Origin of the sequence: Micromonospora sp. NPDC005324 (assembly GCF_040607155.1) — a bacterium.
Lineage (GTDB): Bacteria > Actinomycetota > Actinomycetes > Mycobacteriales > Micromonosporaceae > Micromonospora > Micromonospora trifolii.
On the sequence record NZ_JBEXGE010000029.1, the window covers coordinates 63,526 to 87,403 of the forward strand.

The following is a 23,878-nucleotide window of genomic DNA, read 5'->3' on the forward strand; positions in this document are numbered from 1 at the left end:
ACGCGCCGCCCCGGTTGTCGTTCCGCCGGCGTCCGGTGGGCTGTCCCGTGGGTCAGCTCCCGCCGTCGGTGAAGATCCACTTGCGGGAGACGAAGAGATTCAGCACCGCCAGGCCCCCGGTGGTGAGCACCTTCGCGACCAGGTACGGAAGGCCGGCCCAGGTCAACCCCTGCACGAGGGCGACAGTGAGGGCCAGGTTGACGATCACCAGCAGCAGATACCGCCAGGCCTGACCGCCGACGTCGCCGGTCGAGCCGAACGACCATGCGCGGTTGAGCCCGAAGTTGACCACGAACGCCACGGCGAAGGCGAGCACCGTGGCGAACGGCAGCCACACCCCCAGCACACCGTGGAACAGGTAGAGCGCGCTGGTGTCGGTGATCGCGCTGAGACCACCGACGATCAGAAACCGCACCTCGCTGCGGCGTGTCAGCCCGGCGAGCGTCGCCGAGGCCGCCCTCATCGCTGAACCTTGGATGCGGACCCGCCATGTGTCGTCACGGTGGAGCACGCTATCGTCTCCCCGTCCCGCGATCGCCCCGAGACCCCCCGAAGGTGTTCAGTGACCGACATGCCGAGCGTCTCCGTCCACCCGACAGCCGAGGTGGAAGCCGGGGCCGAGGTCGGAGCCGGGACTCGGATCTGGCATCTGACGCATGTCCGGTCGACCGCCCGCATCGGCGCCGACTGCACGCTCGGCCGCAATGTGTTCGTCGACGCCGGGGTCACCATCGGTGACCGCGTCAAGGTGCAGAACAACGTCTCGGTCTACCACGGCGTCACGCTCGAGGACGAGGTGTTCGTCGGCCCGAGTGCGGTCTTCACCAACGACCTCAACCCGCGCGCCCAGAACCCGGACTGGAAGGTCACGCCGACCCTGGTCCGCACGGGCGCCTCGATCGGCGCCAACGCCACGATCGTCTGCGGCACCGAGATCGGGGAGTTCGCCCTCGTGGCCGCGGGTGCGGTCGTCACGCGGGATGTGCAGCCGTACCAACTCGTGGCCGGCAACCCGGCCCGGCATCTCGGCTGGGTCGACCGCAACGGCGAGGTGGTCGCCCGCGGCGACGAGCAGTTGCCCGCCGGCGTACTCGAAGGCCGCTGAACCTCTCAGGAGATAACCCCCATGTCTATTCCCATCACTTCGGTGGTCATCGGCCCCGAGGAAGAGGCCGCTGTCCTGTCGGTTCTGCGGTCCGGCAGGCTGGCTCAGGGGCCGATGGTCGCCGAACTGGAGCGGTCCTTCGCGGAACTCTGCGGCGTCCCCCACGCCGTGGCCGTCAGCAACGGCACGGTGGCCCTGGTGGCCGCCCTCGAAGCGCTCGGTCTGCAGCCCGGCGACGAGGTGATCACCACTCCCTTCAGCTTCGCGGCGACCCTGAACGCGATCCTCGAGTCCGGAGCGACGGTCCGCTTCGCCGACATCCGTGACGACTTCACCATCGACCCGGACTCGGTCCAGGCGCTGGTCAACCCACGGACCAAGGCCATCCTCCCGGTGCACCTGTACGGCCTGCCCGCCGACATGCCGGCCCTCACCGCGATCGCCGACGCCGCCGGGCTCGCGATCGTCGAGGACGCCGCCCAGGCGCACGGCGCCCGCGTCGGCGACCGGGCGGTCGGCTCGTTCGGTGTCGGCTGCTTCTCCATGTACGCCACGAAGAACCTGCAGTGCGGCGAAGGTGGCCTGATCACCACCTCCGACGACGCCATCGCGGACCGGCTCCGGCTGCTGCGCAACCAGGGCATGCGGGTGCGCTACCAGTACGAGGCGCCGGGCCACAACTGGCGACTGACCGACCTCCAGGCGGCCATCGCCGTGCCGCAGGTCGGCCGGCTGGCCGAGACCACGGCCCGCCGGGCCGCGAACGCCGCGAGGCTGAGCGCCGGCCTCGCCGACCTGCCCGGGCTGACCACCCCGTCGGTGCCGGCTGGGCGAAGCCACGTCTGGCACCAGTACACAGTGCGTATCGACGCCGACGCGCCACTGAGCCGCGACGACCTCGGCAAGCGGCTTGACGAGCGGGAGATCGGCTACGGTCTGTACTACCCCCGCCTCATGCACCACTACGACTGCTACGTGGGTCACCCCCAGATCGGCACGGACGAGACCCCTCGTGCCCTTCGCACCGCCGAAGAGGCGCTTTCCCTTCCTGTTCACCAGCACCTGGCCGACGACGACGTCGACCAGGTGATCGAGGCCGTACGAGGTGCGTTCAATGCCTAATTTGGCGATCATCGGCGCGGGCATCATGGGCGCGAACCACGGTCGCGTGGCCCGCTCCACGCCGGACGTCACCGTCACCACGGTCTGCGATCCCGACCCCCAGCGGGCCGCCACCCTGGCCAAGGCCATCGGTGCGCAGTACACGACGGACCTCGACGAGGCGCTGGCCGGCGTGGACGCCGCCATCCTGGCGACCCCGAGCGAGACGCACGGCGAACTGGGCGCGCGCATCCTGCGCAGCGGCCGCGACCTGCTCGTCGAGAAGCCCATCGCGACCTCCGTCGCCGACGCGCGGCACCTCATCGACCTCGCGGAGAAGCACGAACGCGTGTTGATGGTCGGCCACGTCGAGCGCTTCAACCCGGCGGTCACGGAGCTCCTCCAACTGGTGGACGACCCACTGTCGTTGGAGATCACCCGGGTCGGCCCGTTCTCCAACCGCGCCCTCGCCGACGTCCTGCTGGACCTGATGATCCACGACGTCGACCTGGCACGGACGGTGGCCGGCTCGGAGATCGTCACGCACCGCGCGGCGACCCGGATCGTCCGCTCCGCCGAGCAGGACCTGGCCTTCGCCCTGCTCATGTTCGAGAACGGCATGATCGCCAACATCACGGCGAGCCGAGTCAGCCAGCAGAAGATCCGCCGCGTCACCCTCACCCAGCGCAATGACTGCGTCATCGCCGACCTGCTGCGTCAGCAGGTCGAGGTGCACCGCATCGAGCACTCCGAGTTCCTCTCCGAGGGCGGCGTGCGCTACCGGCAGAGTGGGCGGGTCGAGATCCCCTTCCTCTCGCAGCACGGCGAACCGCTGATGCACGAGCTGCGGCACTTCGCCGACTGCGTCGTCAACCGTCGCCGACCTGTGGTCAGCGGCGAAGACGGCCTGGCCGCGCTCGACGTGTGCCTCCAGATCCGCGACACCGCCCTGGTCGGCTGAGCATGTACAAGGGTCAGAAGGTCGCCGCCGTCGTCCCGGCCTACAACGAGAGCCGGCTGATCGGCAAGACGATCACCACGATGCCCGACTTCGTGGACCTCATCGTGGTGATCAACGACTGCTCCACCGACGACACGTCCGAGCGCGCCCGCGCGGTGGGCGACCCGCGGGTCGTCGTCATCGACCACGTGAAGAACACCGGCGTCGGTGGTTCGATCATGGATGGGCACGAGCGTGCCCTCGCCCTGGGCGCCGACATCAACGTCGTGATGGCCGGTGACGCCCAGATGGACCCGACCTACCTGCCGGCGCTGCTCGACCCGATCTGCGACGACGGCTACGAGTTCACCAAGGCGAACCGCTTCTTCTCCCGCACGTCGTTCGCCGACATGCCGGCCGTACGGATGCTGGGGAGCGTCGCCCTGTCGTTCGCGACAAAGGTCGCCAGCGGCTACTGGAACCTCTTCGACCCGCAGAACGGTTACACAGCGGTGTCCCGCTCGGCCCTGCTGCGGCTCAACGTCGCCGCCGTGGCCCGCGGCTACGAATTCGAGAACGACCTCCTGATCTGGCTCAACATCGCCAACGCCCGAGCCAAGGACGTGCCGATCCCCGCCAGCTACGGCGAGGAGGTGTCGACGATGCGCATCCACCGGGTGGCCCCCCGCATCGCCAGCCTCCTGTTCCGCGGCTTCTGGCGGCGGATGCTGCTCAAGCACGTGCTCGCCTCGTTCTCCGCCGTCGCGCTGCTCTTCTTCACCGGCCTGTTCCTCATCCTGTTCGGCGGTGGCTGGGGGATCTGGGTGCTGGCCGAGACGCTGGGCCCGCCGGTCGCCACCACCGGCAGCGTCCTGCTCTGCGTCGGGCCGCTGCTGACCGGCATCCACATGCTGATCTCCGCGCTCACCCTGGACATCCAGTCGACGCCGGACTGACCGGTACCGGGCCCTGATCCGATCCACGCCCCCTGAAAGGCAGCGCAGAGAACCGCGATGACCGAACAACCTGCGGCCGGCGACGGCGACCGCGCCGTCGCCGGCGCCCGCCGGGTCTGGATCCTGGCGTTCGTCGGCTTCCTGCTGACCATCGGGGCCTGGTCGGTCGCCGCCCCCTACGACGGCACACCGGACGAGCGGGAACACATCATCCGCGCCGCCGGTGTGGCGGCGGGGGAGATCGCCCCGCCGCCGGCAGCCGCCAAGAAGGGCTCCGGAGCCTTCCAGGACGTGCCCGCCGGCCTGGTCAGGGAGCAGTGCTGGCAGTTCAAGCCGGCCGTCTCCGCCGCCTGCGCGGTCCCACCGGGCAGCGACGACACCCCCGTACGCGCCGGCACCGGCGCCGGTCGCTACCACCCCGTCTACTACGCCCTGGTGGGCTGGCCGCTCGACCTCTGGCCGGGCTGGTCCGGGGTGCTGCTCGCCCGGTTCATCAGCGCCGGCATCGCCGCCGCGCTGCTGGCCAGCGCGTTCGTCGTGGCGGTGAACTGGTCCCGGCGTCGTCTGATGGTCGCCGGCCTGCTGGTCGCCGTCACCCCGATGGCCGCCCAGATGGCCAGCGCCGTCAACCCCAACGGCGTGGAGATCGCCGCCGGGGTGGCGTTCTTCGCGGCGACCATCCCGCTCTTCCTGGACCGCCGACCGAAGCCGCACCACGGGCTGCTCATCCTGGCCGGCATCAGCGGCCTGCTGCTCGCGATGTTGCGGCAGACCGGGCCGCTCTGGCTGGCCGCGGCGTTCGTCGCCTTCGCCTTCCCCTGGCGGCAGAGCAACGTCGGCCGGCTGGTGCGCGAGAAGGCCGTCTGGTGGTGGGTTGGCGGCATCGCCGTCGCCGCCCTCACCGCGGTCGGCTGGGGCGTCGTGATGAAGTCCTCCGACCTCGGCAAGTACGGCGGCCACGTGTACACCTACGGCCAGGCCGCCCTCGCCGAGGCCGACCGGTGGCGCAGCTACCTCGACCAGATGGTCGGAGTGACGTCGTGGCTGGACACCCGGATGCCCGCGCCGATCTACCTGACCTGGCAGTTCGTCGCCGCGACGCTGCTGATCGGGGCGTTCGTCTTCGGCCGGTTGGTCGACCGTTGGCGGCTGCTCGTCCTGGTCGTCGCCGGCACCGTCGTGCCGTCCGTGATGCAGGTGGCCCTGGTCAAGCAGACCGGGTTCGTCACCCAGGGCCGCTACATGCTGCCGATGCTCGGCGGGGTGATGCTGTTCGCCGCGTACGTCTGGGAGGAACGAGGGCTCGACGCCACCCGCAGCCGCACCCTGGTCCGCCTCAGCGTCATCCTGCTCCTGCCGATCCAACTCTTCACGCTGATCCTGACGATGGTGCGGTGGCAGGACGGGCTGCCCAGATACCTGACCTTCCGCACCTTCAACCCCTTCGCGGGCGACTGGCACCCGCCACTGGGCTCGATCACGCCCCTGCTGGCGAGCGTGCTCGGCCTGACCCTGCTCGGCGTCCTCGCCTGGCGGGTGTCGATGCGCCCACTGAGCGAGCCCGACGAGCCGACGCCCGCGATCGCCGAGCAGACACCGGCGACGGATCTGCGCTGATCGGCCGACCGGCCGACCACGCCCGGTGCGGGCGTTGCTGTCGGATTCGGACTAGGCTGGAGTGCAGGGCCGATCGAGCGGTAACGCGCCGGCCGGCGGTGGGCGTCGACCGGTACGTCAGCGAGCTGAAGCGGGGCGCGGCATGAGCGTACGGCGAATCATGGGCACCGAGGTCGAGTACGGCATCTCCGTGCCCGGGCAGGCCGGAGCCAACCCGATGGTCACCTCATCGCAGGTGGTGAACGCCTACGGGGCGCGTCCGGAGCTCAACCGGGGCGGCCGGGCCCGGTGGGACTACGAGGAAGAGTCGCCGCTGCGCGACGCTCGCGGCTTCACCTACTCCGGCGCCGCGTACGACCCCGCCGAGGCACTCGCGGACGAAGACCTCGGCCTGGCCAACGTGATACTCACCAACGGCGCACGCCTCTACGTCGACCACGCCCACCCCGAATACTCCACGCCGGAGGTCACCACCCCCCGGGACATCGTGCGCTGGGACAAGGCCGGCGAGCGGGTGATGGCCGAGGCGTCCCGCCGGGCCGCCACCATCCCGGGCACCCAGCCGATCCACCTCTACAAGAACAACACCGACAACAAGGGCGCCAGCTACGGCGCCCACGAAAACTATCTGATGCGCCGGCAGACGCCGTTCGCCGACATCGTGGCGTACCTGACGCCGTTCTTCGTCACCCGGCAGATCGTCTGCGGCGCCGGCCGGGTCGGCATCGGCCAGGACGGCGGCCAGAGCGGCTTCCAGATCTCCCAACGCGCCGACTTCTTCGAGGTCGAGGTTGGCCTGGAGACCACGCTCAAGCGCCCGATCATCAACACCCGCGACGAGCCGCACGCCGACGCCGACAAGTACCGCCGGCTGCACGTCATCATCGGCGACGCCAACCTCTCCGAGATCTCCACCTACCTCAAGGTCGGCACCACCGCCCTGATCCTCACCATGATCGAGGAGAAGGCGCTCGGGGCCGACCTCGGCATCGCCGACCCGGTCAGCGAGCTGCGTGCCGTCAGCCACGACCCCTCCCTGACGTATCGGATGCGACTGCGCGACGGCCGCCGGCTCACCGCGCTGGACCTGCAATGGGCCTACCTGGAGCGGGTCCGGTCCTTTGTCGACGACCGGTACGGCACCGACGCGGACGAGCAGACCGTCGACGTGCTCGACCGGTGGGAGAGCGTCCTGGACCGGCTGGGTCGCGATCCCATGCTCTGCGCCGACGAGTTGGACTGGGTCGCCAAGCTGCGGCTGCTGGAGGGCTACCGGGAGCGGGAGAAGCTCGGTTGGGGCTCGCACAAGCTCCAGCTCGTCGACCTCCAGTACTCCGACGTCCGACCGGAGAAGGGTCTCTACCACCGGCTGGTCAGCCGGGGGGCGATGAAGACGCTACTCACCGACGACGAGACGCGCAGCGCGATGACCGAGCCGCCGGAGGACACCCGGGCCTACTTCCGCGGTCGTTGCCTCGCCCAGTACGCCTCCGAGGTGGTCGCCGCGAGCTGGGATTCGGTGATCTTCGACGTGGGCCGCGAGTCGCTGGTCCGGGTTCCGATGATGGAGCCGGAGCGGGGCACCCGCGCGCACGTCGGTGCTCTCTTCGACCGCTGCGCCAGCGCCAAGGACCTGCTGGAGACGTTGACCGGGGGCTGATTCCGGGTTCGTCAGCCCGTCGTGTGCCGCAAGCCGGCGCGCGGCGGGCTTTTCGTCGCCCGCGCGAGGTAAGTTCATCGCAGACGATCGTGGAGGAGGCAGCAGTGGCCACTCATGACAGCGGCGGCCAGTCGCAGTCCGGCAAGTCCCGTCAGGGCGAGGAAATCGAGGACGTCACCACCGAGGCCAACCCCGAGGTGGCCGAGCGGCACGCCGAGATCACCGAGGACGTCGACGACCTCCTCGACGAGATCGACTCCGTCCTCGAAGAAAACGCAGAGGAGTTCGTGAGGGGTTACGTACAAAAAGGAGGTCAGTGAGCATATAGTGCTAATTCGGACATGCCTATTGCGGGTGATGATCGGGACGGGCTCCGTCGCTGCCGGGATTGCAGCGAATGGAAGGCGCTCGATCAATTTTGCGTGAGTTCCAAGCGGCCAGGCGGTCGGGGCAGCTACTGCAAGCTCTGCTTCAACGAGCGATCCAAGGCGAGCTATGCGCGCCGGGTGAGGGCCAAGTTCGATCGTGAGGTACGCGAAGGTCGCGTCGTACCGGCGGGCTACAAGTACTGCCCGGACTGTGGTGCGGTCAAGCCGTTCGATGCCTTTCCCCGTAACCGGGCGGATGCTTCCGGTTGTGCCACCTACTGCAAGCCCTGCCACAACACGAAGACCAGGGAGACCAAGGAGCGCCTCTACGGAGGCAACCGCGAGTACCACCTGCGGCGGCGGTACGGCGTGGGTGAGAAAGAGTTTCAGGAGCTCCTGGCCGAGCAGGGCGGGCTCTGCGCGATCTGTGGCCGCGCCGACCCGCAACATCTGGACCACGATCATCGCACCGGATGGGTGCGCGGGATACTCTGCTTCAACTGCAACGGTGGTCTTGGCCAGTTCCGTGACAGTCCCATGAGGCTGGCCAGGGCGATCACGTACCTGAGAGGAACCACGTGGCAGCGGGCTTTGATCCATCCGGGCGTCTACCAGATGTGTTCACCAACGCGGGGACGTCCTCCTTCACGACGTTTCTGAGTCGGGTGGCCCCCGAGATGTTGCCCGGTCGGCGACCGCTGCCGCCGGGCATGGCCGCCGACCTGGCGCCGCACGCGACCACCATCGTGGCCATCGCGGCCGCCGAGGGTGTGGTGATGGCGGGCGACCGACGGGCCACCATGGGCAACCTGATCGCCCAGCGCGACATCGAGAAGGTGCATCCGGCCGACGCGTACTCGCTGGTCGGCATCGCGGGCACCGCCGGTATCGGCATCGAGCTGATGCGACTGTTCCAGGTGGAGCTGGAGCACTACGAGAAGATCGAGGGCGCGATGCTCTCGTTGGACGGTAAGGCCAACCGGTTGGCTTCGATGATCCGGGGCAACCTGGGGGCGGCCATGCAGGGGTTGGCAGTGGTGCCGCTCTTCGCCGGGTTCGACCTGGCCGCCGCCGACCCGGCGCGGGCCGGTCGGATCTTCAGCTTCGATGTGACCGGTGGCCCGTACGAGGAGACCGGCTACGACGCGATCGGGTCCGGGTCGTTGTTCGCCAAGTCAGCGTTGAAGAAGCGGTACCGGGTCGGGCTGTCCGTCGAGGACGCGACGCGGCTGGCGGTCGAGGCGCTCTACGACGCGGCCGATGACGACACCGCGACCGGCGGGCCCGACCTGACCCGGCGCATCTACCCCGTGGTGATGACCGCGACTGCCGAGGGCACCTACCGGCTCACCGACGCCGAGACGGCGACGATCGCCGAGGGCGTGGTCGCCGGCCGGATGGAAAACCCGGGCGGCTAGTTCCGCCCGACCACCCCCACCAGCCAGCAGTCGTCAGCACAGCGCCGTTAGGAGAACCGCCGCCGTGGCCATGCAGTTCTACGCCTCGCCCGAACAGATCATGCGTGACCGCTCCGAGCTGGCCCGTAAGGGCATTGCTCGCGGGCGTAGCGCAGTGGTCCTGAGCTACTCCGGCGGGGTGCTCTTCGTCGCGGAGAACCTCTCCAGCGCCCTGCACAAGGTCAGTGAGATTTACGACCGGATCGGCTTCGCCGCGGTCGGCCGTTACAACGAGTTCGAAAACCTCCGGCGGGCCGGCGTGCGGATGGCCGACCTGAACGGGCTCAGCTACGACCGGCGGGACGTCACCGGTCGGGCCCTGGCCAACGCGTTCGCGCAGACACTTGGCGCGATCTTCACCGAGCAGTCGAAGCCGTTCGAGGTGGAGATCTGTGTGGCGGAGGTCGGGGCCACTGCCGCTGACGACGAGCTGTACCGGCTCACCTACGACGGTTCGGTCAACGACGAGCCTGGGCGGATGGCGATGGGTGGTCAGGCTGAGGCCATCACCGGCGTGCTGAAGTCCAACCACCGGCCGGACATGTCGCTCGGGGAGGCGGTCCAGGTCGCGGTGCAGGCACTGAGCACTGTCGGTGGTGAGGGTGGCGCCGCCCGGACGATCGCCGCGAACCAGCTCGAGGTGGCGGTGCTGGACCGGCAGCGGGTCGGCCGGGCGTTCCGGCGGATCACCGGGGCTGCGCTGACCGCGCTGTTGGACGGGGAGTCGGCGCCGCCGACCAGCGACCGGCCGGACACGCCGAGCGTGCCGACCGGGGAGGCCGGTAAGCCGACCAGCTCGGCGGGGTCCGCTGACCTGGAGGACCGGCCGGGTCAAGCCGACAGCTGATCAGGTGACGAGACAGCGCCGGGGCCCGCACACGCGGGCCCCGGCGCTGTTGTGGTTCGGTGGTCAGCGGCGCTGGAGCAGGGGCCGCGCGAGGGCCCAGTAGCCGGCGGCGACGGCGTTGAACACGCCCATGCCGGGCGGCGAGTCGACGTTCGAGGGGGCGACCCGGGCGGTCATCAGCTCGGCGATCACCCCGTCGGGCACTGTGCGTTCGGCCTGGAGTTGACGGCGGCGGGCGCCGACCCAGGACCGGTTGCGCCACAGCCAACCCCAGCCGCGGGTCTTCTGCCGGGTCCAACCGCCGGCGAGCGCGGCGGCGAGCATGGCGGCTTCGGTGAGCAGTAGCATCGGGGCGAGCACCACCAGCGTCCGGGTCTGGTACGCGGTGAGCAGGGTGACGAGCCGGTTGCGTTCCACCAGGTAGAGCTTGAGGTCGTTGCGGGAGAACTCGTAGTGGTGGCGCACGACGGCGTCGGGTACGTACTCCAGACGTAGGCCGCGTTGCCAGAGCCGCAGGCTCAGCTCGGTGTCCTCGTGGTAGGCGAAGTATTCGGCGGCGAAGCCGTCGAGTTCCTGCCAACGCTGGCGGCTGATCACGAAGCAGCAGCCGCTGAGCGACGGCACCCTGCCGCGTACGGCGTGGGCGGTGGCCGGCTCGCCGTTGCCGCCGGCCCAGGATAGCCCGGTGAAGTGCAGTGGGTTGCCGGAGGTGTTGATCAGCTCGGGAGTGTCGGCGAGCCGGATGGAGGCCATGGCGGCGCCGACGCCCGGTTCGGCGGCGACCGCGACCGTCTTGGCGAGGGCGTCGGGAGCGACGATGGCGTCGGAGTTGACGAAGGCGAGCCAGTCTCCGGTGGCCTCGGCCGCGCCGATCCGGCAGCCCCCGGAGTAGCCGGTGTTCTGTTCGGGGCGGACCACCCGGACCTGGGGGAAGCCCTTGACGATGTCGATGCCGTCGCCGGTGCAACCGTTGTCGACGACGACGAGCTCGATGTCGACGTCGGTGCTGGCCAGGACGGCTCGGGCGGCGTTGACCAGGTACGGCTCGGCGCCGTAGGCGAGCATGACGGCGGTCACCTGTGGGCGGGTCATCGGAGGCCTCCGGATGCGGCAGGGGCGACGGCCTCGGCGAGCGGCCGGTTGGGGGTGGTGGTTCGGCGGACGCCGCCCCGCAGCAGCAGTGTCGCCATTGTTGCGGCGACGATGACGGAGCCGATGGTGTACGCCAACTCGACTCGCAGCGTGACCGGAGCCGGGATCAGCGTCACGGCGATCAGGGCGGCGACGCCGGCGGTCCAGGCGAGGGCCTGGGCGCGGTGCCGGTCGAGGGCGAGCAGGGCCTGGCCGAGCACCATCGCCCACAGGTAGGCGAGCGTGGCGGCCGCCAACCAGGCGAAGTCGCCATGGCCGAGGACGCCGGGCGCGTCGAAGAGTGTGCCGACCAGCCACGGGCCGAGCAGCACGGCGCCGAGGGCCCCGGTGAGGCCGAGCGCGGTGACGATGCCGAGCGCCCGACGCAGCAGGCTGTGGAAGCCGGCCCGGTCGCCGGTGGTGGCGGTGGTGGCCAGGCCGGGCAGCAGTGACGCCTGTAGGGAGCCGAAGACGAACAGGGGGATTCGGACCAGCACGAGGGCGGAGAGCAGCGCACCGGCGGCTGCCGCGTCGGAGGGGGCGAGCAGCTGCACGTTGATGACGCCGATGTTGACCACGACCTGGGAGAGCAGGCTGGAGGCGGTGAGCAGGCCGAGGCCGCGCAGCAGGGTGGCCCAGGCGACCGGCGGGCCTGCACCGATGGCGCGCAGCACCGGCGGCAGGGTGAGCAGGACGCTGACCAGCGGGGCGGCGACGAGGACCAGCCCGTACCAGACGGGGGAGGTCACTCCGGCAAGCCCGAGCAGGGCGACCATGATGATGCGCAGGCCGCCGTCGATCCCGAGTTGGGTGCCGTACCAGGGGAACAGTTGCAGGCCGGAGAGGACGCCGCGGGTGGCGTAGGCGACGGCCATCGCGGCGAGTGCGCCGATCAGCACGGTGACCAGGTTGCCGTCACCGGCGAAGAGCTTGTCGGCGAGTGGCTGACGGCCGATGGTGACGGCCAACACCAGCACGGCGAGCAGCACGGCGGCGACGGTGACGCCGCGGGCCAGCACCGGCCCTGGGGGCAGCCCCTGGCTGTGCCGGGCGGCGACGACGCGGGCGACCTCCTGCTCGATCGGCATGAACACGCCGATGCCGAGGGTGAACACGATCGACCAGAGCACCGACAGCGAGGAGTAGTCGGCCTTGCTGAGGCTGTGGCCGGCGACCGCGAGGTGGACGTAGGAGGCGAGGCCAAGAAGGCCCAGCCCGGCACCAACAGCGATGGTGCCGGGCGGGATCAGGCGTAGCAGGCGTTGGATCACCGGCGAATGAGCGCCAGCGTGAGGACGGCGAACGCGCGGCCGAGGTAGATCATCGCCCGGGCGGGGGAGTGGCTGGGCGTGCCGGCCATCCGCTTGCGCATGGCGACCGGCACCTGCCGGATGCGGTATCCACGGCGGGCGGTGTGTACCAGGGTCTCCACCGTGTCGCCGAGGTACTCGGCCGGGTACCAGGTGGCGAACATCTCGATGACCCGCCGGTTGGCGGCCCGGAAGCCGGACGTGGTGTCGGTGAGCTTGGTGTGGGCGACCCGGGACAGCACGGCGGAGAGCATCACCATGGCCCAGCGGCGGGGGCCGCGGACCATGTAGTCGCCCTCGCCGGCGAAGCGGGCGCCGATGACGAGGTCGTTGTCGTCGAGGAGGTCGACGAGCTTCGGCACGTACCGGGGGTCGTGCTGGCCGTCGGCGTCGATCTGGATGGCGACGTCGTAGTCGTGGTCGCGGGCGTAGCGGTAGCCGAGGCGCATGGCCCCACCGACGCCGAGGTTGTACGGCAGTTTGGCGACCTGGGCGCCGGCGGCGGCGGCGACGGCGGCGGTGCGGTCGGTGGAGCCGTCGTCGACGACGAGTACGTCGACACCGGGCAGCTCGCCGCGAACCTCACCGACGACGTCGGCGATGGAACCCGACTCGTTGAGGGCCGGAATGATGATCAGTGTGCGCTTGCCGTTAACCATCGGTCGACACCAGTTCGTCACGGGCCGCCCGATCCGCGTCGATCTCCGCGCGGAGCAGGGCGAAGTCTTCGGCCAGGGTGCGGGTCTCTTCTTCGAGGGCGCTGACCTCCCAGCTCAGGTGCACGCACACGAGCAGCAGGAAGACGATGCCGAGGAAGAGCACCAGGCTGACACCGGAGGCGACGCCGAGGAGTTCGGCGACGTTGTCGAGCAGCCGGGGGAACAGGGACAGCGGGATCACGACGACCAGTACGGCGAGCCAGAGCATGCCGTACTTCTCGCGCAGTTGACGGCGGCGCAGCAGCTCGACGATGGTGCCCAGGAGCAGCAGGCCGGTCAGGCCGGTGACGAGGGTGAGCTTCATGCGACCTTCCACGGGGCGGGTGGAGCGGGGGAGTGGAACGCGTCAACCAGGGCGCTGTGCCAGTCCGGAAGCGGGGGCAGACCCACGGCTGCCCAGCGGCTGTGCCCTAGCACACTGTACGCAGGCCGGGGGGCGGGACGCGGATACCGGTCGCTGGTGGTGGGTCGGATCCGGTCCGGGTTTAGACCGGCCAGCGTGAACGCGGCGCGGGCCAGCCCGTACCAGGTCGTCTGCCCGGCGCAGGTGCCGTGGTAGACGCCGGGCGTCGCGTGACCGGCCAGCGCCGCGTCGGCGAGCGCGACGAGCCGCTCGGCGAGCGCGTACGACCAGGTGGGTTGGCCGTGTTGGTCGTCGACCACGTCGAGGTGTTCGTGCTGGGTGGCGAGCCGGAGCATGGTGGCCACGAAGTTCGGGCCGTGCGCGCCGTACAGCCAGGCGGTGCGCACCACGTACCCGGTGTCGGGTAGCAGCCGCGCGACGGCCTCTTCGCCGACCAGCTTGCCGCGGCCGTAGGCGTTGACCGGCGCGGTGGGCGCGTCCTCCGGGTAGGGGGTGTCATCGTTGCCGGCGAGGACGTAGTCGGTGGAGACCTGGATCAACCGAGTGCCGCCGGAGGCGCACGCCGCGGCCAGGTTGGCCACGGCGTGGCCGTTGACGGCGGTCGCCGCGGCCTCGTCGGCCTCGGCGGCGTCGACGTTGGTCCACGCGGCCGCGTTGATCACCAGGTCGTGCCCGGCGACGGCGGCGTGTACCGCCGCGCGGTCGGTGACGTCCAGGTCGGCGCGGGTGGCGGCGGTCACCTTGAGGTCGGGCCGTGCCCCCAGCACGGTGACCAGGTCCCGGCCGAGCATCCCGCCCGCGCCGGTGACGAGGAGTCGGGTCATGCGGTCGGCGCGGCGGACTTGAGGGGTTCCCACCAGCTGCGGTTGTCCCGGTACCAGCGGACGGTGTCGGCGAGGCCCTCGTCCAAGGTGATGCTGGGGTGGTAGCCGAGCTCCTCGCTGATCTTGGTGATGTCGAGGGAGTACCGGCGGTCGTGGCCCTTGCGGTCGGTGACCGGGACGACCCGGTCCCACCCGGCGTCGCAGGCGTCCAGGAGCAGACCGGTGAGTTCCTTGTTGGTCAACTCGGTGCCGCCGCCGATGTTGTAGACCTCGCCGGCGCGGCCCTTCTGCTGGACCAGGGCGATGCCGCGGCAGTGGTCGTGCACGTGCAGCCAGTCCCTGATGTTGCCGCCGTCGCCGTAGAGGGGGACGGTGCCGCCGTCGAGCAGGTTGCTGACGAACAGGGGGATGACCTTCTCGGGGAACTGGTACGGGCCGTAGTTGTTGGAGCAGCGGGTGACGACCACGTCCATGCCGTGGGTGCGGTGGTACGACAGCGCGAGCAGGTCGGAGCCGGCCTTGGACGCCGAGTACGGCGAGTTGGGGGCGAGGGGCCAGGTCTCGGTCCAGGAGCCCTCGTCGATCGAGCCGTAGACCTCGTCGGTGGAGACGTGCACGAACCGGCCGGTGCCGTGGCGCAGCGCCGCGTCGAGCAGCGTCTGGGTGCCCAGCACGTTGGTGGTGACGAACGGCGCGGCGCCGGCGATCGAGCGGTCGACGTGTGACTCGGCGGCGAAGTGCACGATCACGTCGTGCTCGGCGACCACCTCGTCGACCACGACCGGGTCGCAGATGTCGCCCTGCACGAACCGCAGTCGCGGGTCCTCGCGGACGGGGTCGAGGTTGGTCAGGTTGCCCGAGTAGGTCAGTTTGTCCAGCACGGTCACTGCGGCCGGCTCGAGCGGCGGCACGCCGTCTGCACTGCCGAGGGGCTTGCCCAGTAGCAGGCGAACGTACTCCGACCCGATGAATCCGGCTCCGCCGGTGACGAGGATCCTCACGGGTCCGGAAGTATACGCGACGGGCGACACGGCGCCTGGTATGAGACCCCCGAACAACGTGTGCGGGTGCGGCTAGGCTTCCCCGGTGCGCGGAATCCTACTTGCCGGCGGCACCGGGTCCCGGCTCTGGCCGATCACCCGGGCGGTCTCGAAGCAGCTGATGCCGGTCTTCGACAAGCCGATGATCTATTACCCGCTCTCCACCCTGGTGATGTCCGGGGTCCGGGAGATCCTGGTGATCACGACCCCGGACGACCAGGACCAGTTCCGTCGGCTGCTCGGCGACGGCAGCCAGTTCGGGCTGCGGCTGGAGTACGTCAGCCAGGAGCGCCCGGAGGGCATCGCGCAGGCGTTCATCCTCGGCGCGGACTTCATCGGCACCGAGTCGGTGGCGTTGGTCCTCGGCGACAACATCTTCCACGGCGTGGGGCTGGGTCGGCAGCTCGCCGACCACTGTGACCCGGTCGGCGGGCGGGTCTTCGCCTATCAGGTGGCCAACCCGCAGGAGTACGGCGTGGTCGACTTCGACGCCGATGGTCGGGTGCTCTCGATCGAGGAGAAGCCGGCCCGGCCGAAGTCCCGCTACGCGGTACCCGGCCTCTACTTCTACGACAACCGGGTGGTCGACATCGCCCGCAAGCTCACCCCGAGCGCCCGCGGCGAGCTGGAGATCACGGCGGTCAACGAGGTGTACCGGGAAACCGGGGAGCTGGCGGTGACGGTGCTGGACCGGGGCACCGCCTGGCTGGACACCGGCACGTTCACCTCGATGATGCAGGCCGCCGAGTTCGTCCGGGTGGTCGAGGAGCGGCAGGGTCTCAAGATCGGTTGCGTCGAGGAGGTCGCCTGGCGGGCGGGCCTGATCGACGACGCGCAGCTGCGCGCGCTCGCCGAGCCGCTGACCAAGAGCGGTTACGGCAACTACCTGCTCGGTCTGCTCAGCGATCAGGCCGGCGGCGACGGGGGTTCCTGGTGAAGATCCGGGAGCTGAGCATCGAGGGCGCCTGGGAGATCACCCCCCAGCAGCACGGTGACCCGCGCGGCATGTTCATGGAGTGGTACCGCTTCGACAAGCTCGCCGAGGTGGTGGGGCATCCGCTGCGGCTGGCCCAGGCCAACCTGTCGGTCTCCGCGCGGGGCGTGGTGCGCGGCGTCCACTTCGCCGACGTCCCGCCCGGGCAGGCCAAGTACGTCACCTGTGTGCGGGGCGCGGTCCTCGACGTGATCGTGGACCTGCGCGTGGGCTCGCCGACCTTCGGTCGTTGGGAGGGCGTCCGGCTGGACGACACCGACCGCCGGGCGGTCTACCTCAGCGAGGGGCTGGGGCACGGGTTCTGCGCGTTGACCGACGACGCGACGTTGAGCTACCTCTGTTCTGCCACCTACAACCCGACGGGCGAGCACGCGGTGCACCCGCTGGACGAGGAACTGGGCATCGAGTGGCCCGCCGACGTTCCGTTGCTGTCCGCGCGCGACGACGCGGCGCCGACCCTCGCCCAGGCCCGCGAGCGGGGGCTGCTTCCGGAGTACGACAGCTGCCGGCGCTTCGTGGCGAGCCTCGGTCCGGACGGAATGTCGCACTCAACCGGTATGTGACCGCGCTCGGGGCACGACCTGTGGTCTGACAGTGACGAACCGGGCCTCCGGGCGGCTAATGTCACACCATGGAGCGGCGAATCTTCGGCCTCGAGACCGAGTACGGCGTCACCTGCACCTATCGCGGGCAGCGGCGGCTGTCCCCGGACGAGGTCGCGCGGTATCTGTTCCGTCGCGTGGTGTCCTGGGGTCGGTCGAGCAATGTCTTCCTGCGCAATGGGGCCCGGCTCTACCTGGACGTCGGGTCGCATCCGGAGTACGCGACACCGGAGTGCGACTCGGTGACCGATCTCGTCGCCCACGACCGGGCCGGCGAGCGGATCCTGGAGGGCTTGCTCGTCGACGCGGAGAAGCGGCTGCACGACGAGGGCATCGCGGGTGAGATCTACCTGTTCAAGAACAACACCGATTCGGCCGGCAACTCGTACGGCTGCCACGAGAACTATCTGGTCTCCCGGCACGGCGAGTTCGGCCGGCTCGCCGACGTGCTCATCCCGTTCCTGGTCACCCGGCAGTTGATCTGCGGGGCCGGCAAGGTGCTGCAAACCCCGCGCGGCGCGGTCTACTGCCTCTCGCAGCGGGCCGAGCACATCTGGGAGGGCGTCTCCTCGGCGACCACCCGCAGCCGCCCGATCATCAACACCCGCGACGAGCCGCACGCCGACGCCGAGCGCTACCGGCGGCTGCACGTGATCGTCGGCGACTCCAACATGAACGAGGTCACCACGCTGCTCAAGGTCGGCACCGCCGACATCGTGCTGCGGATGATCGAGGCCGGGGTGGTGATGCGCGACCTGTCCCTGGAGAACCCGATCCGGGCCATCCGGGAGGTGTCGCACGACATCACCGGCCGGCGCAAGGTGCGGCTGGCCAACGGCAAGGAGGTCAGCGCCCTGGACATCCAGCAGGAATACCTCGCCAAGGCCACCGAGTTCGTCGAGCGACGCGGCGGCGACCAGGCCGCCAAGCGGGTCGTCGAGCTGTGGGGCCGGGTGCTCAACGCGGTGGAGAGCGGCGACCTGGAGCCGGTCTCCCGGGAGATCGACTGGGTCAGCAAGTTGCGGCTGATCGAGCGCTACCAGCGCAAGCACGACCTGCCGCTGTCGCACCCCCGGGTGGCCCAGATGGATCTGGCCTATCACGACGTGCGCCGTGGCCGGGGTCTCTACGGGCTCCTGGAGCGTCGCGGCGACGTCGACCGGGTGACCACCGACCCAGAGATCTTCGAGGCCAAGGAGACCCCGCCGCAGACCACCCGGGCCCGGTTGCGGGGCGAGTTCATCCGGCACGCCCAGGAGAAGCGCCGGGACTTCACCGTCGACTGGGTGCACCTGAAGCTGAACGACCAGGCGCAGCGCACCGTGCTGTGCAAGGACCCGTTCCGGGCGTACGACGAGCGGGTGGAGCGGCTGATCGCCAGCATGTGACCGGTTGTCGGCCCCGGCGGTGCGTTGCGCCGACGGGGCCGGTCAGCCCGGCGCGCTGAGCGGTTAAGCTGAGCGCGCCATGACGACTTCTGGACCTTCCGACCGCTCCGAGCGCGGCGCCGAGCGGCAGAACTGGATCGAACGCCGGCGGGAGAAGATCCGCGCCGAGATCGACCGCAACCGGCGCGGTGACTACACCGTGCCGACCTGGGTGTTGGCCCTGGCGCTGGTGCTCATCGTGGGCGGCTGGCTAGCCCTGATCTTCCTGGCCTAACCCACCTGCCCCCCACCCTGCCCCCGCCCCCTGCCCCTGCCCCACCTCGCGTTGATCATGAAGTTATCGCCATGACACGCCGAGGCGGCGGGCAATAACTTCATGATCAACCGGGTGGGGCCCGGGAGTCGCCGGTTAGGGGAGGTGGGTTGCGGCGTGGCGGCCGGCGGCGGCTGCCGCCAGGAAGTACGCGTGGTCGGCGTCGAGGCCACGGCCCATGGTGGACAGCGGAACGGCGCTGGCCCGAAGCGCGGCGTCCAGACCGTCGGTGGGCACCTGGACGATCCGATGCCGGGCCGCCAGGGGCGCCAACGCCGCGTGCACCTCGGTCGCGAGCGACGGCGCCAGGTCCTCGGGCACCACCAGCTCCGCCGGGGCGAGCGCCACCCGGCCGTACGCGGTGAGGCTGTGGTGTGACACGCCCCGGTGTCGGGGGCGGGGGTCGGCGTCGGAGAGGCGCAACGAGCCGACCGGCTTCCCGCCCAGCGTGGCGATCGCGTTGACCGCCTCGCCGACGGCGACGCCGGAGAAGCCCCACCGGGTGCCGGTGCCCAGGTTGCCCGGCCCCTGCGCCACGATCGCCACGTCCGCTTCGAGCACGTACCGGGCGGCGAGCAGACCGCCGTGCAGGGTGGTGGCCTCCAGGTCGCCGCCGAACGCCTGCCCGACAGTGATCGTGCCGGCCAGCTCGGCCCGCAGCCCGGCGAGGGTGCGGGAGAACCAGGCGGGCAGTGCCCCGCCGTCGGTGAGCAGGTACGCCACCCGCGCCTGTGGGGCGTCGGCCCGGATACCGGCCAGGATCGCCGGGAGCGCCGAGTGCAGGTCGGCAGTGACCACCGGCAGCCCGCCCAGGTCGTCCGCGTCGGCCAGCACGTCGCGGTGCGGGGAGGCCTCCTCGTCGACACCGAGGAGGATCGGCTGCAACGGCGTGTAGCGGGCCTTGACCAGGTGCCCGGCATCGCGGGTGTCGGCCACGTCCGGCGGGTCCGGCGGCAGCCGGTCCGGCAGGGCGACCACCAGGGCGTACCCGCCGGTGCCCAACCCCATCAGCAGCGCGCCGGCGTTGAGCAGCACCCGGTCGCCGGGCTCGGGCGTGCCGACCAGCTCCGGGTAGGCCAGCGCCCGCATCCGGGTGCCGTCGGGCAGGTCGACGTCCAGCTCCACCGCCCCGGTCCACTGCCGTCGCAGCGTCGCCACCGTCCCCGTACGCCATCGCACCATGACGGGCACGCTAGCCGCGCGGGCCCGGCGGCCCGCGCCCGGGTGCGGGTCAGGTCGGTTCGGGGCCGCCGGCCTCCGGGCTCGGCCCGGCCTGGGTGTGCCGGACGGTGCCGGTGGCGCCGGGCACCGAACGGGTGGGGTCGAGGAAGACGAAACGAATCTCCGGGTACCGGTCGGTGAGCCGCCGCTCGGCCTCGTCGGCGGTGGTCTCGATCTGCGCGCCGGTGGCCTCGTCGCGGAAGTCGACCTTCGCGGCGACCAGGATGTCCTGCGGGCCGAGCTGCATGGTCAACAGGGTGTCGATGCGCTCCACCTCGGGCAGCCCGGCCAACTCCTGCTCGATCTCGTGGCGCAGCCGCTCCGGGACGGCCCGGCCGACCAGCAGCGACAGATTGTTGCCGGCGAGGACCCCGGCGACCGTCAGCAGCAGCAGCCCGATCAGGATCGCCGCGACGCCGTCCCACACCTCGTCGCCCGTCGCGTGCGACAGGCCGACGCCGAGTCCGGCCAGCACCAGGCCGATGAGGGCCGCGCTGTCCTCCAGGAAGACCGCCTTGACCGTGGTGTCGGCGGTCAGCCTCAGGAACCGCCGAGGCGTGGTCTGCCAGCGTCGCGACTCGCGGCGGACCTGCCGAACCGCCCGGGCCAGTGAGATCGACTCGATGACGAACGACACCCCGAGCACGATGTACGAGATCAGGTAGTCGCCGCTGTGCTCGTGCACCAGGATCGTGGTGACGCCGTGGGTGACGGCGAAACCGGCGCCGGCGACGAACGTGAACATGGCCGCGAAGAACGCCCAGACGTAGCTCTCCTTGCCGTACCCGAAGGGGTGTCGCTGGTCGGCCGGGCGGGCGCCGCGGCGCAGCGCCTGGAAGAGCAGCACCTCGGTGGTGGTGTCGGCGATCGAGTGCGCCGCCTCGGAGAGCATCGCGGCGGATCCGGAGATCAGCCCGGCGATCAGCTTGGCGATCGCGATGGCGAGGTTGGCGGCGCCGGCGACGACGACGGTGCCGACGCTCTCGCTCTCGGGCCTGGTGTCCGCTTGCGACATGAGGATCACCCTATGACCGCGGACGGCGACGCGCCGGGGGAGGCCCGATCCGAACAAGTGTGCGGCACGCCCGCGTGGGTGCACGGTCTGGGCGGGTCGGCTGCTAGCGTCTACCGCGTGTCGCGGACCCGCACCGAACGCCTGGTCAACCTGGTGATCTGCCTGCTGTCCACGCGACGGTTCCTGACCGCCGCGCAGATCGCCGCGACCGTGCCCGGTTACGAGCACGATCCGGACGACGCGCGCGACCACGAGGCGTTCCAGCGCAAGTTCGAGCGGGACAAGGCCGAGCTGCGCGAGCTGGGTGTGCCGCTGGAGACCGGCACGGCGAGCGCCTTCGACGCCGAGCCCGGCTACCGGATCGCCCACCGTGAATACGCGCTGCCCGACATTTTGCTCGAACCGGACGAGGCCGCCGCGGTCGGCATCGCCGCCCGGCTGTGGCAGCACGCCGGGTTGGCCGCCGCCGCGTCGTCGGGGCTGGCCAAGCTGCGCGCCGCCGGGGTGGACGTGGACCCGCAGGCCACCCTCGGCCTGGAGCCGATGGTCACCGTCGACCCGGCGTTCGCGCCGCTGACCGCCGCCGCCCGGGACCGCCGCGAGGTGGGATTCGACTACCGGGTGCCCGACCGCGACGCGCCCAGCCGGCGTCGGCTGCAACCGTGGGGCGTGGTGTGCTGGCGTGGCCGGTGGTATGTGGTCGGCCACGACCAGGACCGGGAGGCGACCCGCTGCTTCCGGTTGTCCCGGGTCGTCGGCGCGGTCCGGGTGACCGGCTCCCCCGACGCGTACGAGCCGCCGGCCAACGTCGACCTCATCAGCCACGTGGCCCGCTGGTCGGGTCCGGTGGAGCGCACCGGTCGGGCCACCGTGCTGGCCGCGCCCGGGCGGGCCGCCGGGCTGCGCCGCTGGGCGGTGGAGGTGACCGCCGGGCCGGACGGCGACCGGCTGGTCCTGCCGTACGCGGAGCCGGACGGGCTGGCCGGTCATCTGGTCGGCTACGGCCCGGACGTGCGGGTCCTCGACCCACCGGAGGTCCGCGAGGCGGTCATCCAACGACTCAAGGAGATCGCCGTGCGCCACGACGAGCTGGCCGTCAGCGGGGGCTCCCGGTGACCCGCCCGGCCGCCCGCAACGGTTCCCGCGCGTCCGCCGACCGGTTGGCCCGACTGCTCAACCTGGTGCCCTACCTGCTGGCCCGGCCCGGCATCGAGGTCGCCGAGGCGGCCGGTGACCTGGGCGTCACCGAGCGCCAGCTCCGGGAGGATCTGGAGCTGCTCTGGGTGTGCGGGCTCCCCGGGTACGGCCCCGGTGACCTGATCGACATGGCGTTCGACGGTGACCGGGTGACCATCACCTACGACGCCGGCATCGACCGGCCGTTGCGGCTGACCCCCGACGAGGCCCTGGCACTGGTGGTGGCCCTGCGGATGCTGGCCGAGACGCCCGGGGTGGCCAACCGGGAGGCCGTCGAACGCGCCCTCGCCAAGATCGAGGACGCGGGCGACCTGGTGGGCGCGCCGGTCGCGGTCCGGTTGCCCGGGGACACCCCCCGGGTCGAGGCGCTGCGCGCCGCCGTGGAAGGCGGCAAGGCCCTGCGGATCACCTACTACACGGCCGCCCGGGACGAGACCACCGAGCGCGTCATCGACCCGCTGCGGATACTGATGGTCGGCGGTCGGGCGTACGTGGAGGCGTGGTGTCGGCGTGCGGAGGCCGTCCGGCTGTTCCGCGCCGACCGGATCGACGCGGTCACCGAGTTGGACGAGCCGGCCGCGGTGCCGCCGCAGGCCGTCCCGCACGACCTCACCGAGGGCGTGTTCCGCCCCTCGGCCGACCTGCCGTTGATCACCCTGCGCATCGGTCGGGGCGAGCGGTGGATCACCGAGTACTACCCGTGCGAGCGGGTGGAGGCCGGCGACGGCGACCAGTGGCTCGTCTCCCTGCGGGTGACCGACCTGGGGTGGGCCCGCCGGTTCGTGCTGGGCCTCGGCCCGGAGGTGACAGTGGTCGCCCCGGCCGAGTTGGCCGATCAGGTGCGGGCGACGGCGGCCGCCGCGCTGGACGCGTACGCCGTGCCCGCGCCCACGACCGCGCCCCTGCCGGCGGAGGTCGACCCGGAGCGCCCGCCGTCGGGCGACCCGGCGGTGGCCGGCCGCACCCAGTAGGCTGACCGCCGTGCTGATCTGGATCGTGCTCGCGGTGGTGCTGCTACCCCTCGTGGCGCTCGCGTTGGCCGTGCGCCCGGTGCTGGCCCGGCTGCCCCGACTGCAACGGGCCGCCGTGGCGTTGCAGCGGCGGGCCGCCGAGGCCGAGGCGCTGCGGGAAACCGCCGAGGCGCTGCAACAGCGTGCCGAGGAAGTCCAACGGCGGCTCGACACCACATCGCGGCGACTCGCGGTGATCAGGGCCAAGCGCGGCTGATCGGGTACGCACCCGGCGGTGGTTGACGGATCATCGCGGGTTGGTCAAGACTTCACCTCCCACCCAGACCACCACCACCCAGCGGGTGGCGGGCAGCCGATCCGCACGTACGATGGGCTGCGTACCACCCCCCGGACACAGAGCGACTGGAGCTTCTCATGGGTGCCCTCAAGCCGTGGCACATCGCTGTTCTCGTGGTTGTGCTGATCCTGCTCTTCGGTGCGAAGCGGCTCCCCGACGCGGCCCGCTCGCTGGGTCGGTCGCTGCGGATCATCAAGGCCGAGACCAAGAGCCTGCAGGACGACGACCGCGACCTCGCCGAGAAGGCCGACGCGCAGGCCGGCTACCAGCCGCTGCCGCCGCACGCCGGGCAGCAGGCACCGTACGCTGGCCAGCCGCAGCAGGCCCCGTACCAGCAGGCGCCGCCGCAGCAGCCGGTCGTCGACCCGGTGCACCGCGTCCGCGACAACTGACCGAAGGGC

General features: G+C 70.9%; 27 protein-coding genes. 18 read left to right on the forward strand and 9 right to left on the reverse strand.

Annotated elements, in window-relative coordinates; genetic code table 11:
* Window positions 1–52: 52 nt before the first annotated feature.
* Window positions 53–463 carry a GtrA family protein gene (locus ABZS40_RS26085; protein WP_354946129.1) on the reverse strand — a complete coding sequence of 137 codons (411 nt, stop codon included), beginning with the start codon at window positions 461–463 and terminating at the stop codon, window positions 53–55.
* Between the two features lie 108 nt (window positions 464–571).
* On the opposite strand from ABZS40_RS26085, the gene ABZS40_RS26090 reads away from it, so the two are divergent.
* The 10 genes from ABZS40_RS26090 (at window position 572) to prcA (ending at window position 10,051) form a co-directional block, all read left to right on the forward strand.
* The gene (locus ABZS40_RS26090) at window positions 572–1,105 is read left to right on the forward strand and encodes an acyltransferase (RefSeq protein WP_354946156.1); all 534 of its coding nucleotides are present in this window, start codon (window positions 572–574) and stop codon (window positions 1,103–1,105) included.
* Between the two features lie 21 nt (window positions 1,106–1,126).
* Window positions 1,127–2,227 carry a DegT/DnrJ/EryC1/StrS family aminotransferase gene (locus ABZS40_RS26095; protein WP_354946130.1) on the forward strand — a complete coding sequence of 367 codons (1,101 nt, stop codon included), beginning with the start codon at window positions 1,127–1,129 and terminating at the stop codon, window positions 2,225–2,227.
* Entirely contained in the window at window positions 2,220–3,167 is a 948-nt protein-coding gene (locus ABZS40_RS26100) for a Gfo/Idh/MocA family oxidoreductase (protein WP_354946131.1), read from the forward strand. Before ABZS40_RS26095 ends, ABZS40_RS26100 begins: the two co-directional genes overlap by 8 nt.
* Window positions 3,168–3,169: 2 nt before the next feature.
* On the forward strand, window positions 3,170–4,102 hold the full coding sequence (locus ABZS40_RS26105) for a glycosyltransferase family 2 protein (RefSeq protein ID WP_354946132.1): 933 nt from the start codon (window positions 3,170–3,172) through the stop codon (window positions 4,100–4,102).
* A 57-nt stretch (window positions 4,103–4,159) separates the two neighbouring features.
* Entirely contained in the window at window positions 4,160–5,719 is a 1,560-nt protein-coding gene (locus tag ABZS40_RS26110; RefSeq protein WP_354946133.1) for a DUF2142 domain-containing protein, read from the forward strand.
* A gap of 142 nt (window positions 5,720–5,861) precedes the next feature.
* Window positions 5,862–7,379 (forward strand): depupylase/deamidase Dop, encoded by a 1,518-nt coding sequence (gene dop, locus ABZS40_RS26115; protein ID WP_354946134.1) that lies wholly within the window; start codon window positions 5,862–5,864, stop codon window positions 7,377–7,379.
* A gap of 104 nt (window positions 7,380–7,483) precedes the next feature.
* Entirely contained in the window at window positions 7,484–7,699 is a 216-nt protein-coding gene (locus ABZS40_RS26120) for a ubiquitin-like protein Pup (RefSeq protein WP_030332902.1), read from the forward strand.
* A gap of 21 nt (window positions 7,700–7,720) precedes the next feature.
* Window positions 7,721–8,407, forward strand: coding sequence for an endonuclease VII domain-containing protein (locus ABZS40_RS26125; protein ID WP_354946135.1), 687 nt, complete (start codon window positions 7,721–7,723; stop codon window positions 8,405–8,407).
* Window positions 8,326–9,165 (forward strand): proteasome subunit beta, encoded by an 840-nt coding sequence (gene prcB / locus ABZS40_RS26130; RefSeq protein WP_196926847.1) that lies wholly within the window; start codon window positions 8,326–8,328, stop codon window positions 9,163–9,165. Before ABZS40_RS26125 ends, prcB begins: the two co-directional genes overlap by 82 nt.
* Window positions 9,166–9,229: 64 nt before the next feature.
* A complete protein-coding gene (gene prcA / locus ABZS40_RS26135; protein WP_354946136.1) occupies window positions 9,230–10,051 on the forward strand; it encodes a proteasome subunit alpha in 822 nt (273 codons plus the stop codon).
* 63 nt (window positions 10,052–10,114) lie between these two features.
* Here the strand turns inward: prcA and ABZS40_RS26140 are convergent, their stop codons facing one another.
* Genes ABZS40_RS26140 through rfbB form a run of 6 tightly spaced genes read right to left on the reverse strand, consistent with a single transcriptional unit; the run spans window position 10,115 to window position 15,400 of the window.
* Window positions 10,115–11,143 (reverse strand): glycosyltransferase family 2 protein, encoded by a 1,029-nt coding sequence (locus ABZS40_RS26140; protein ID WP_354946137.1) that lies wholly within the window; start codon window positions 11,141–11,143, stop codon window positions 10,115–10,117.
* On the reverse strand, window positions 11,140–12,453 hold the full coding sequence (locus tag ABZS40_RS26145) for a polysaccharide biosynthesis protein (RefSeq protein ID WP_354946138.1): 1,314 nt from the start codon (window positions 12,451–12,453) through the stop codon (window positions 11,140–11,142). Before ABZS40_RS26145 ends, ABZS40_RS26140 begins: the two co-directional genes overlap by 4 nt.
* Window positions 12,450–13,151, reverse strand: a complete 702-nt coding sequence (locus tag ABZS40_RS26150) for a glycosyltransferase family 2 protein (protein WP_354946139.1) — start codon at window positions 13,149–13,151, stop codon at window positions 12,450–12,452. The genes ABZS40_RS26145 and ABZS40_RS26150 overlap by 4 nt, the downstream gene beginning before the upstream one ends.
* Window positions 13,144–13,515, reverse strand: coding sequence for a DUF2304 domain-containing protein (locus tag ABZS40_RS26155; protein ID WP_030332916.1), 372 nt, complete (start codon window positions 13,513–13,515; stop codon window positions 13,144–13,146). Before ABZS40_RS26155 ends, ABZS40_RS26150 begins: the two co-directional genes overlap by 8 nt.
* A complete protein-coding gene (gene rfbD / locus ABZS40_RS26160; RefSeq protein WP_354946140.1) occupies window positions 13,512–14,399 on the reverse strand; it encodes a dTDP-4-dehydrorhamnose reductase in 888 nt (295 codons plus the stop codon). The genes ABZS40_RS26155 and rfbD overlap by 4 nt, the downstream gene beginning before the upstream one ends.
* On the reverse strand, window positions 14,396–15,400 hold the full coding sequence (gene rfbB, locus ABZS40_RS26165) for a dTDP-glucose 4,6-dehydratase (protein WP_354946141.1): 1,005 nt from the start codon (window positions 15,398–15,400) through the stop codon (window positions 14,396–14,398). Before rfbB ends, rfbD begins: the two co-directional genes overlap by 4 nt.
* Before the next feature lie 85 nt (window positions 15,401–15,485).
* Between rfbB and rfbA the strand changes: the two genes are divergently transcribed.
* The 4 genes from rfbA to ABZS40_RS26185 all read left to right on the forward strand — a co-directional run bounded on the left by rfbA (window position 15,486) and on the right by ABZS40_RS26185 (window position 18,697).
* The gene (rfbA, locus tag ABZS40_RS26170) at window positions 15,486–16,376 is read left to right on the forward strand and encodes a glucose-1-phosphate thymidylyltransferase RfbA (RefSeq protein ID WP_354946142.1); all 891 of its coding nucleotides are present in this window, start codon (window positions 15,486–15,488) and stop codon (window positions 16,374–16,376) included.
* Complete coding sequence (gene rfbC, locus ABZS40_RS26175) at window positions 16,373–16,996, forward strand: dTDP-4-dehydrorhamnose 3,5-epimerase (RefSeq protein ID WP_238672307.1); 624 nt, start codon at window positions 16,373–16,375, stop codon at window positions 16,994–16,996. The genes rfbA and rfbC overlap by 4 nt, the downstream gene beginning before the upstream one ends.
* A 68-nt stretch (window positions 16,997–17,064) precedes the next feature.
* The gene (gene pafA, locus ABZS40_RS26180; protein WP_238680390.1) at window positions 17,065–18,423 is read left to right on the forward strand and encodes a Pup--protein ligase; all 1,359 of its coding nucleotides are present in this window, start codon (window positions 17,065–17,067) and stop codon (window positions 18,421–18,423) included.
* Window positions 18,424–18,502: 79 nt separating this feature from the next.
* Window positions 18,503–18,697 (forward strand): hypothetical protein, encoded by a 195-nt coding sequence (locus tag ABZS40_RS26185; protein WP_238680391.1) that lies wholly within the window; start codon window positions 18,503–18,505, stop codon window positions 18,695–18,697.
* A 135-nt stretch (window positions 18,698–18,832) separates the two neighbouring features.
* Here the strand turns inward: ABZS40_RS26185 and ABZS40_RS26190 are convergent, their stop codons facing one another.
* Both ABZS40_RS26190 and ABZS40_RS26195 read right to left on the reverse strand, forming a co-directional pair.
* Window positions 18,833–19,918 (reverse strand): DUF3866 family protein, encoded by a 1,086-nt coding sequence (locus ABZS40_RS26190; RefSeq protein ID WP_354946143.1) that lies wholly within the window; start codon window positions 19,916–19,918, stop codon window positions 18,833–18,835.
* A 49-nt stretch (window positions 19,919–19,967) separates the two neighbouring features.
* On the reverse strand, window positions 19,968–20,972 hold the full coding sequence (locus ABZS40_RS26195; RefSeq protein WP_354946144.1) for a cation diffusion facilitator family transporter: 1,005 nt from the start codon (window positions 20,970–20,972) through the stop codon (window positions 19,968–19,970).
* Between the two features lie 117 nt (window positions 20,973–21,089).
* On the opposite strand from ABZS40_RS26195, the gene ABZS40_RS26200 reads away from it, so the two are divergent.
* From ABZS40_RS26200 to tatA, 4 genes are all read left to right on the forward strand, one after another.
* Window positions 21,090–22,088 carry a WYL domain-containing protein gene (locus tag ABZS40_RS26200; protein ID WP_354946157.1) on the forward strand — a complete coding sequence of 333 codons (999 nt, stop codon included), beginning with the start codon at window positions 21,090–21,092 and terminating at the stop codon, window positions 22,086–22,088.
* Complete coding sequence (locus ABZS40_RS26205) at window positions 22,085–23,140, forward strand: YafY family protein (protein WP_354946145.1); 1,056 nt, start codon at window positions 22,085–22,087, stop codon at window positions 23,138–23,140. The genes ABZS40_RS26200 and ABZS40_RS26205 overlap by 4 nt, the downstream gene beginning before the upstream one ends.
* Window positions 23,141–23,150: 10 nt before the next feature.
* Window positions 23,151–23,396 (forward strand): hypothetical protein, encoded by a 246-nt coding sequence (locus ABZS40_RS26210; protein WP_354946146.1) that lies wholly within the window; start codon window positions 23,151–23,153, stop codon window positions 23,394–23,396.
* Window positions 23,397–23,554: 158 nt separating this feature from the next.
* Complete coding sequence (gene tatA / locus ABZS40_RS26215; protein WP_124855346.1) at window positions 23,555–23,869, forward strand: Sec-independent protein translocase subunit TatA; 315 nt, start codon at window positions 23,555–23,557, stop codon at window positions 23,867–23,869.
* Window positions 23,870–23,878 lie beyond the last annotated feature (9 nt).

Bases quoted from the DNA above. Each gene is read 5' to 3' on its own strand.
- ABZS40_RS26095 (WP_354946130.1), top strand. From the start codon at position 1,127: ATGTCTATTCCCATCACTTCGGTGGTCATCGGCCCCGAGGAAGAGGCC.
- ABZS40_RS26140 (WP_354946137.1), bottom strand. From the start codon at position 11,143: ATGACCCGCCCACAGGTGACCGCCGTCATGCTCGCCTACGGCGCCGAG.
- ABZS40_RS26185 (WP_238680391.1), top strand. From the start codon at position 18,503: ATGACGACTTCTGGACCTTCCGACCGCTCCGAGCGCGGCGCCGAGCGG.
- ABZS40_RS26190 (WP_354946143.1), bottom strand. From the start codon at position 19,918: ATGGTGCGATGGCGTACGGGGACGGTGGCGACGCTGCGACGGCAGTGG.
- rfbD (WP_354946140.1), bottom strand. From the start codon at position 14,399: ATGACCCGACTCCTCGTCACCGGCGCGGGCGGGATGCTCGGCCGGGAC.
- ABZS40_RS26195 (WP_354946144.1), bottom strand. From the start codon at position 20,972: ATGTCGCAAGCGGACACCAGGCCCGAGAGCGAGAGCGTCGGCACCGTC.
- ABZS40_RS26150 (WP_354946139.1), bottom strand. From the start codon at position 13,151: ATGGTTAACGGCAAGCGCACACTGATCATCATTCCGGCCCTCAACGAG.
- tatA (WP_124855346.1), top strand. From the start codon at position 23,555: ATGGGTGCCCTCAAGCCGTGGCACATCGCTGTTCTCGTGGTTGTGCTG.
- pafA (WP_238680390.1), top strand. From the start codon at position 17,065: ATGGAGCGGCGAATCTTCGGCCTCGAGACCGAGTACGGCGTCACCTGC.
- ABZS40_RS26105 (WP_354946132.1), top strand. From the start codon at position 3,170: ATGTACAAGGGTCAGAAGGTCGCCGCCGTCGTCCCGGCCTACAACGAG.
- ABZS40_RS26155 (WP_030332916.1), bottom strand. From the start codon at position 13,515: ATGAAGCTCACCCTCGTCACCGGCCTGACCGGCCTGCTGCTCCTGGGC.
- ABZS40_RS26090 (WP_354946156.1), top strand. From the start codon at position 572: ATGCCGAGCGTCTCCGTCCACCCGACAGCCGAGGTGGAAGCCGGGGCC.
- ABZS40_RS26110 (WP_354946133.1), top strand. From the start codon at position 4,160: ATGACCGAACAACCTGCGGCCGGCGACGGCGACCGCGCCGTCGCCGGC.
- ABZS40_RS26100 (WP_354946131.1), top strand. From the start codon at position 2,220: ATGCCTAATTTGGCGATCATCGGCGCGGGCATCATGGGCGCGAACCAC.
- ABZS40_RS26085 (WP_354946129.1), bottom strand. From the start codon at position 463: ATGAGGGCGGCCTCGGCGACGCTCGCCGGGCTGACACGCCGCAGCGAG.
- ABZS40_RS26125 (WP_354946135.1), top strand. From the start codon at position 7,721: ATGCCTATTGCGGGTGATGATCGGGACGGGCTCCGTCGCTGCCGGGAT.
- dop (WP_354946134.1), top strand. From the start codon at position 5,862: ATGAGCGTACGGCGAATCATGGGCACCGAGGTCGAGTACGGCATCTCC.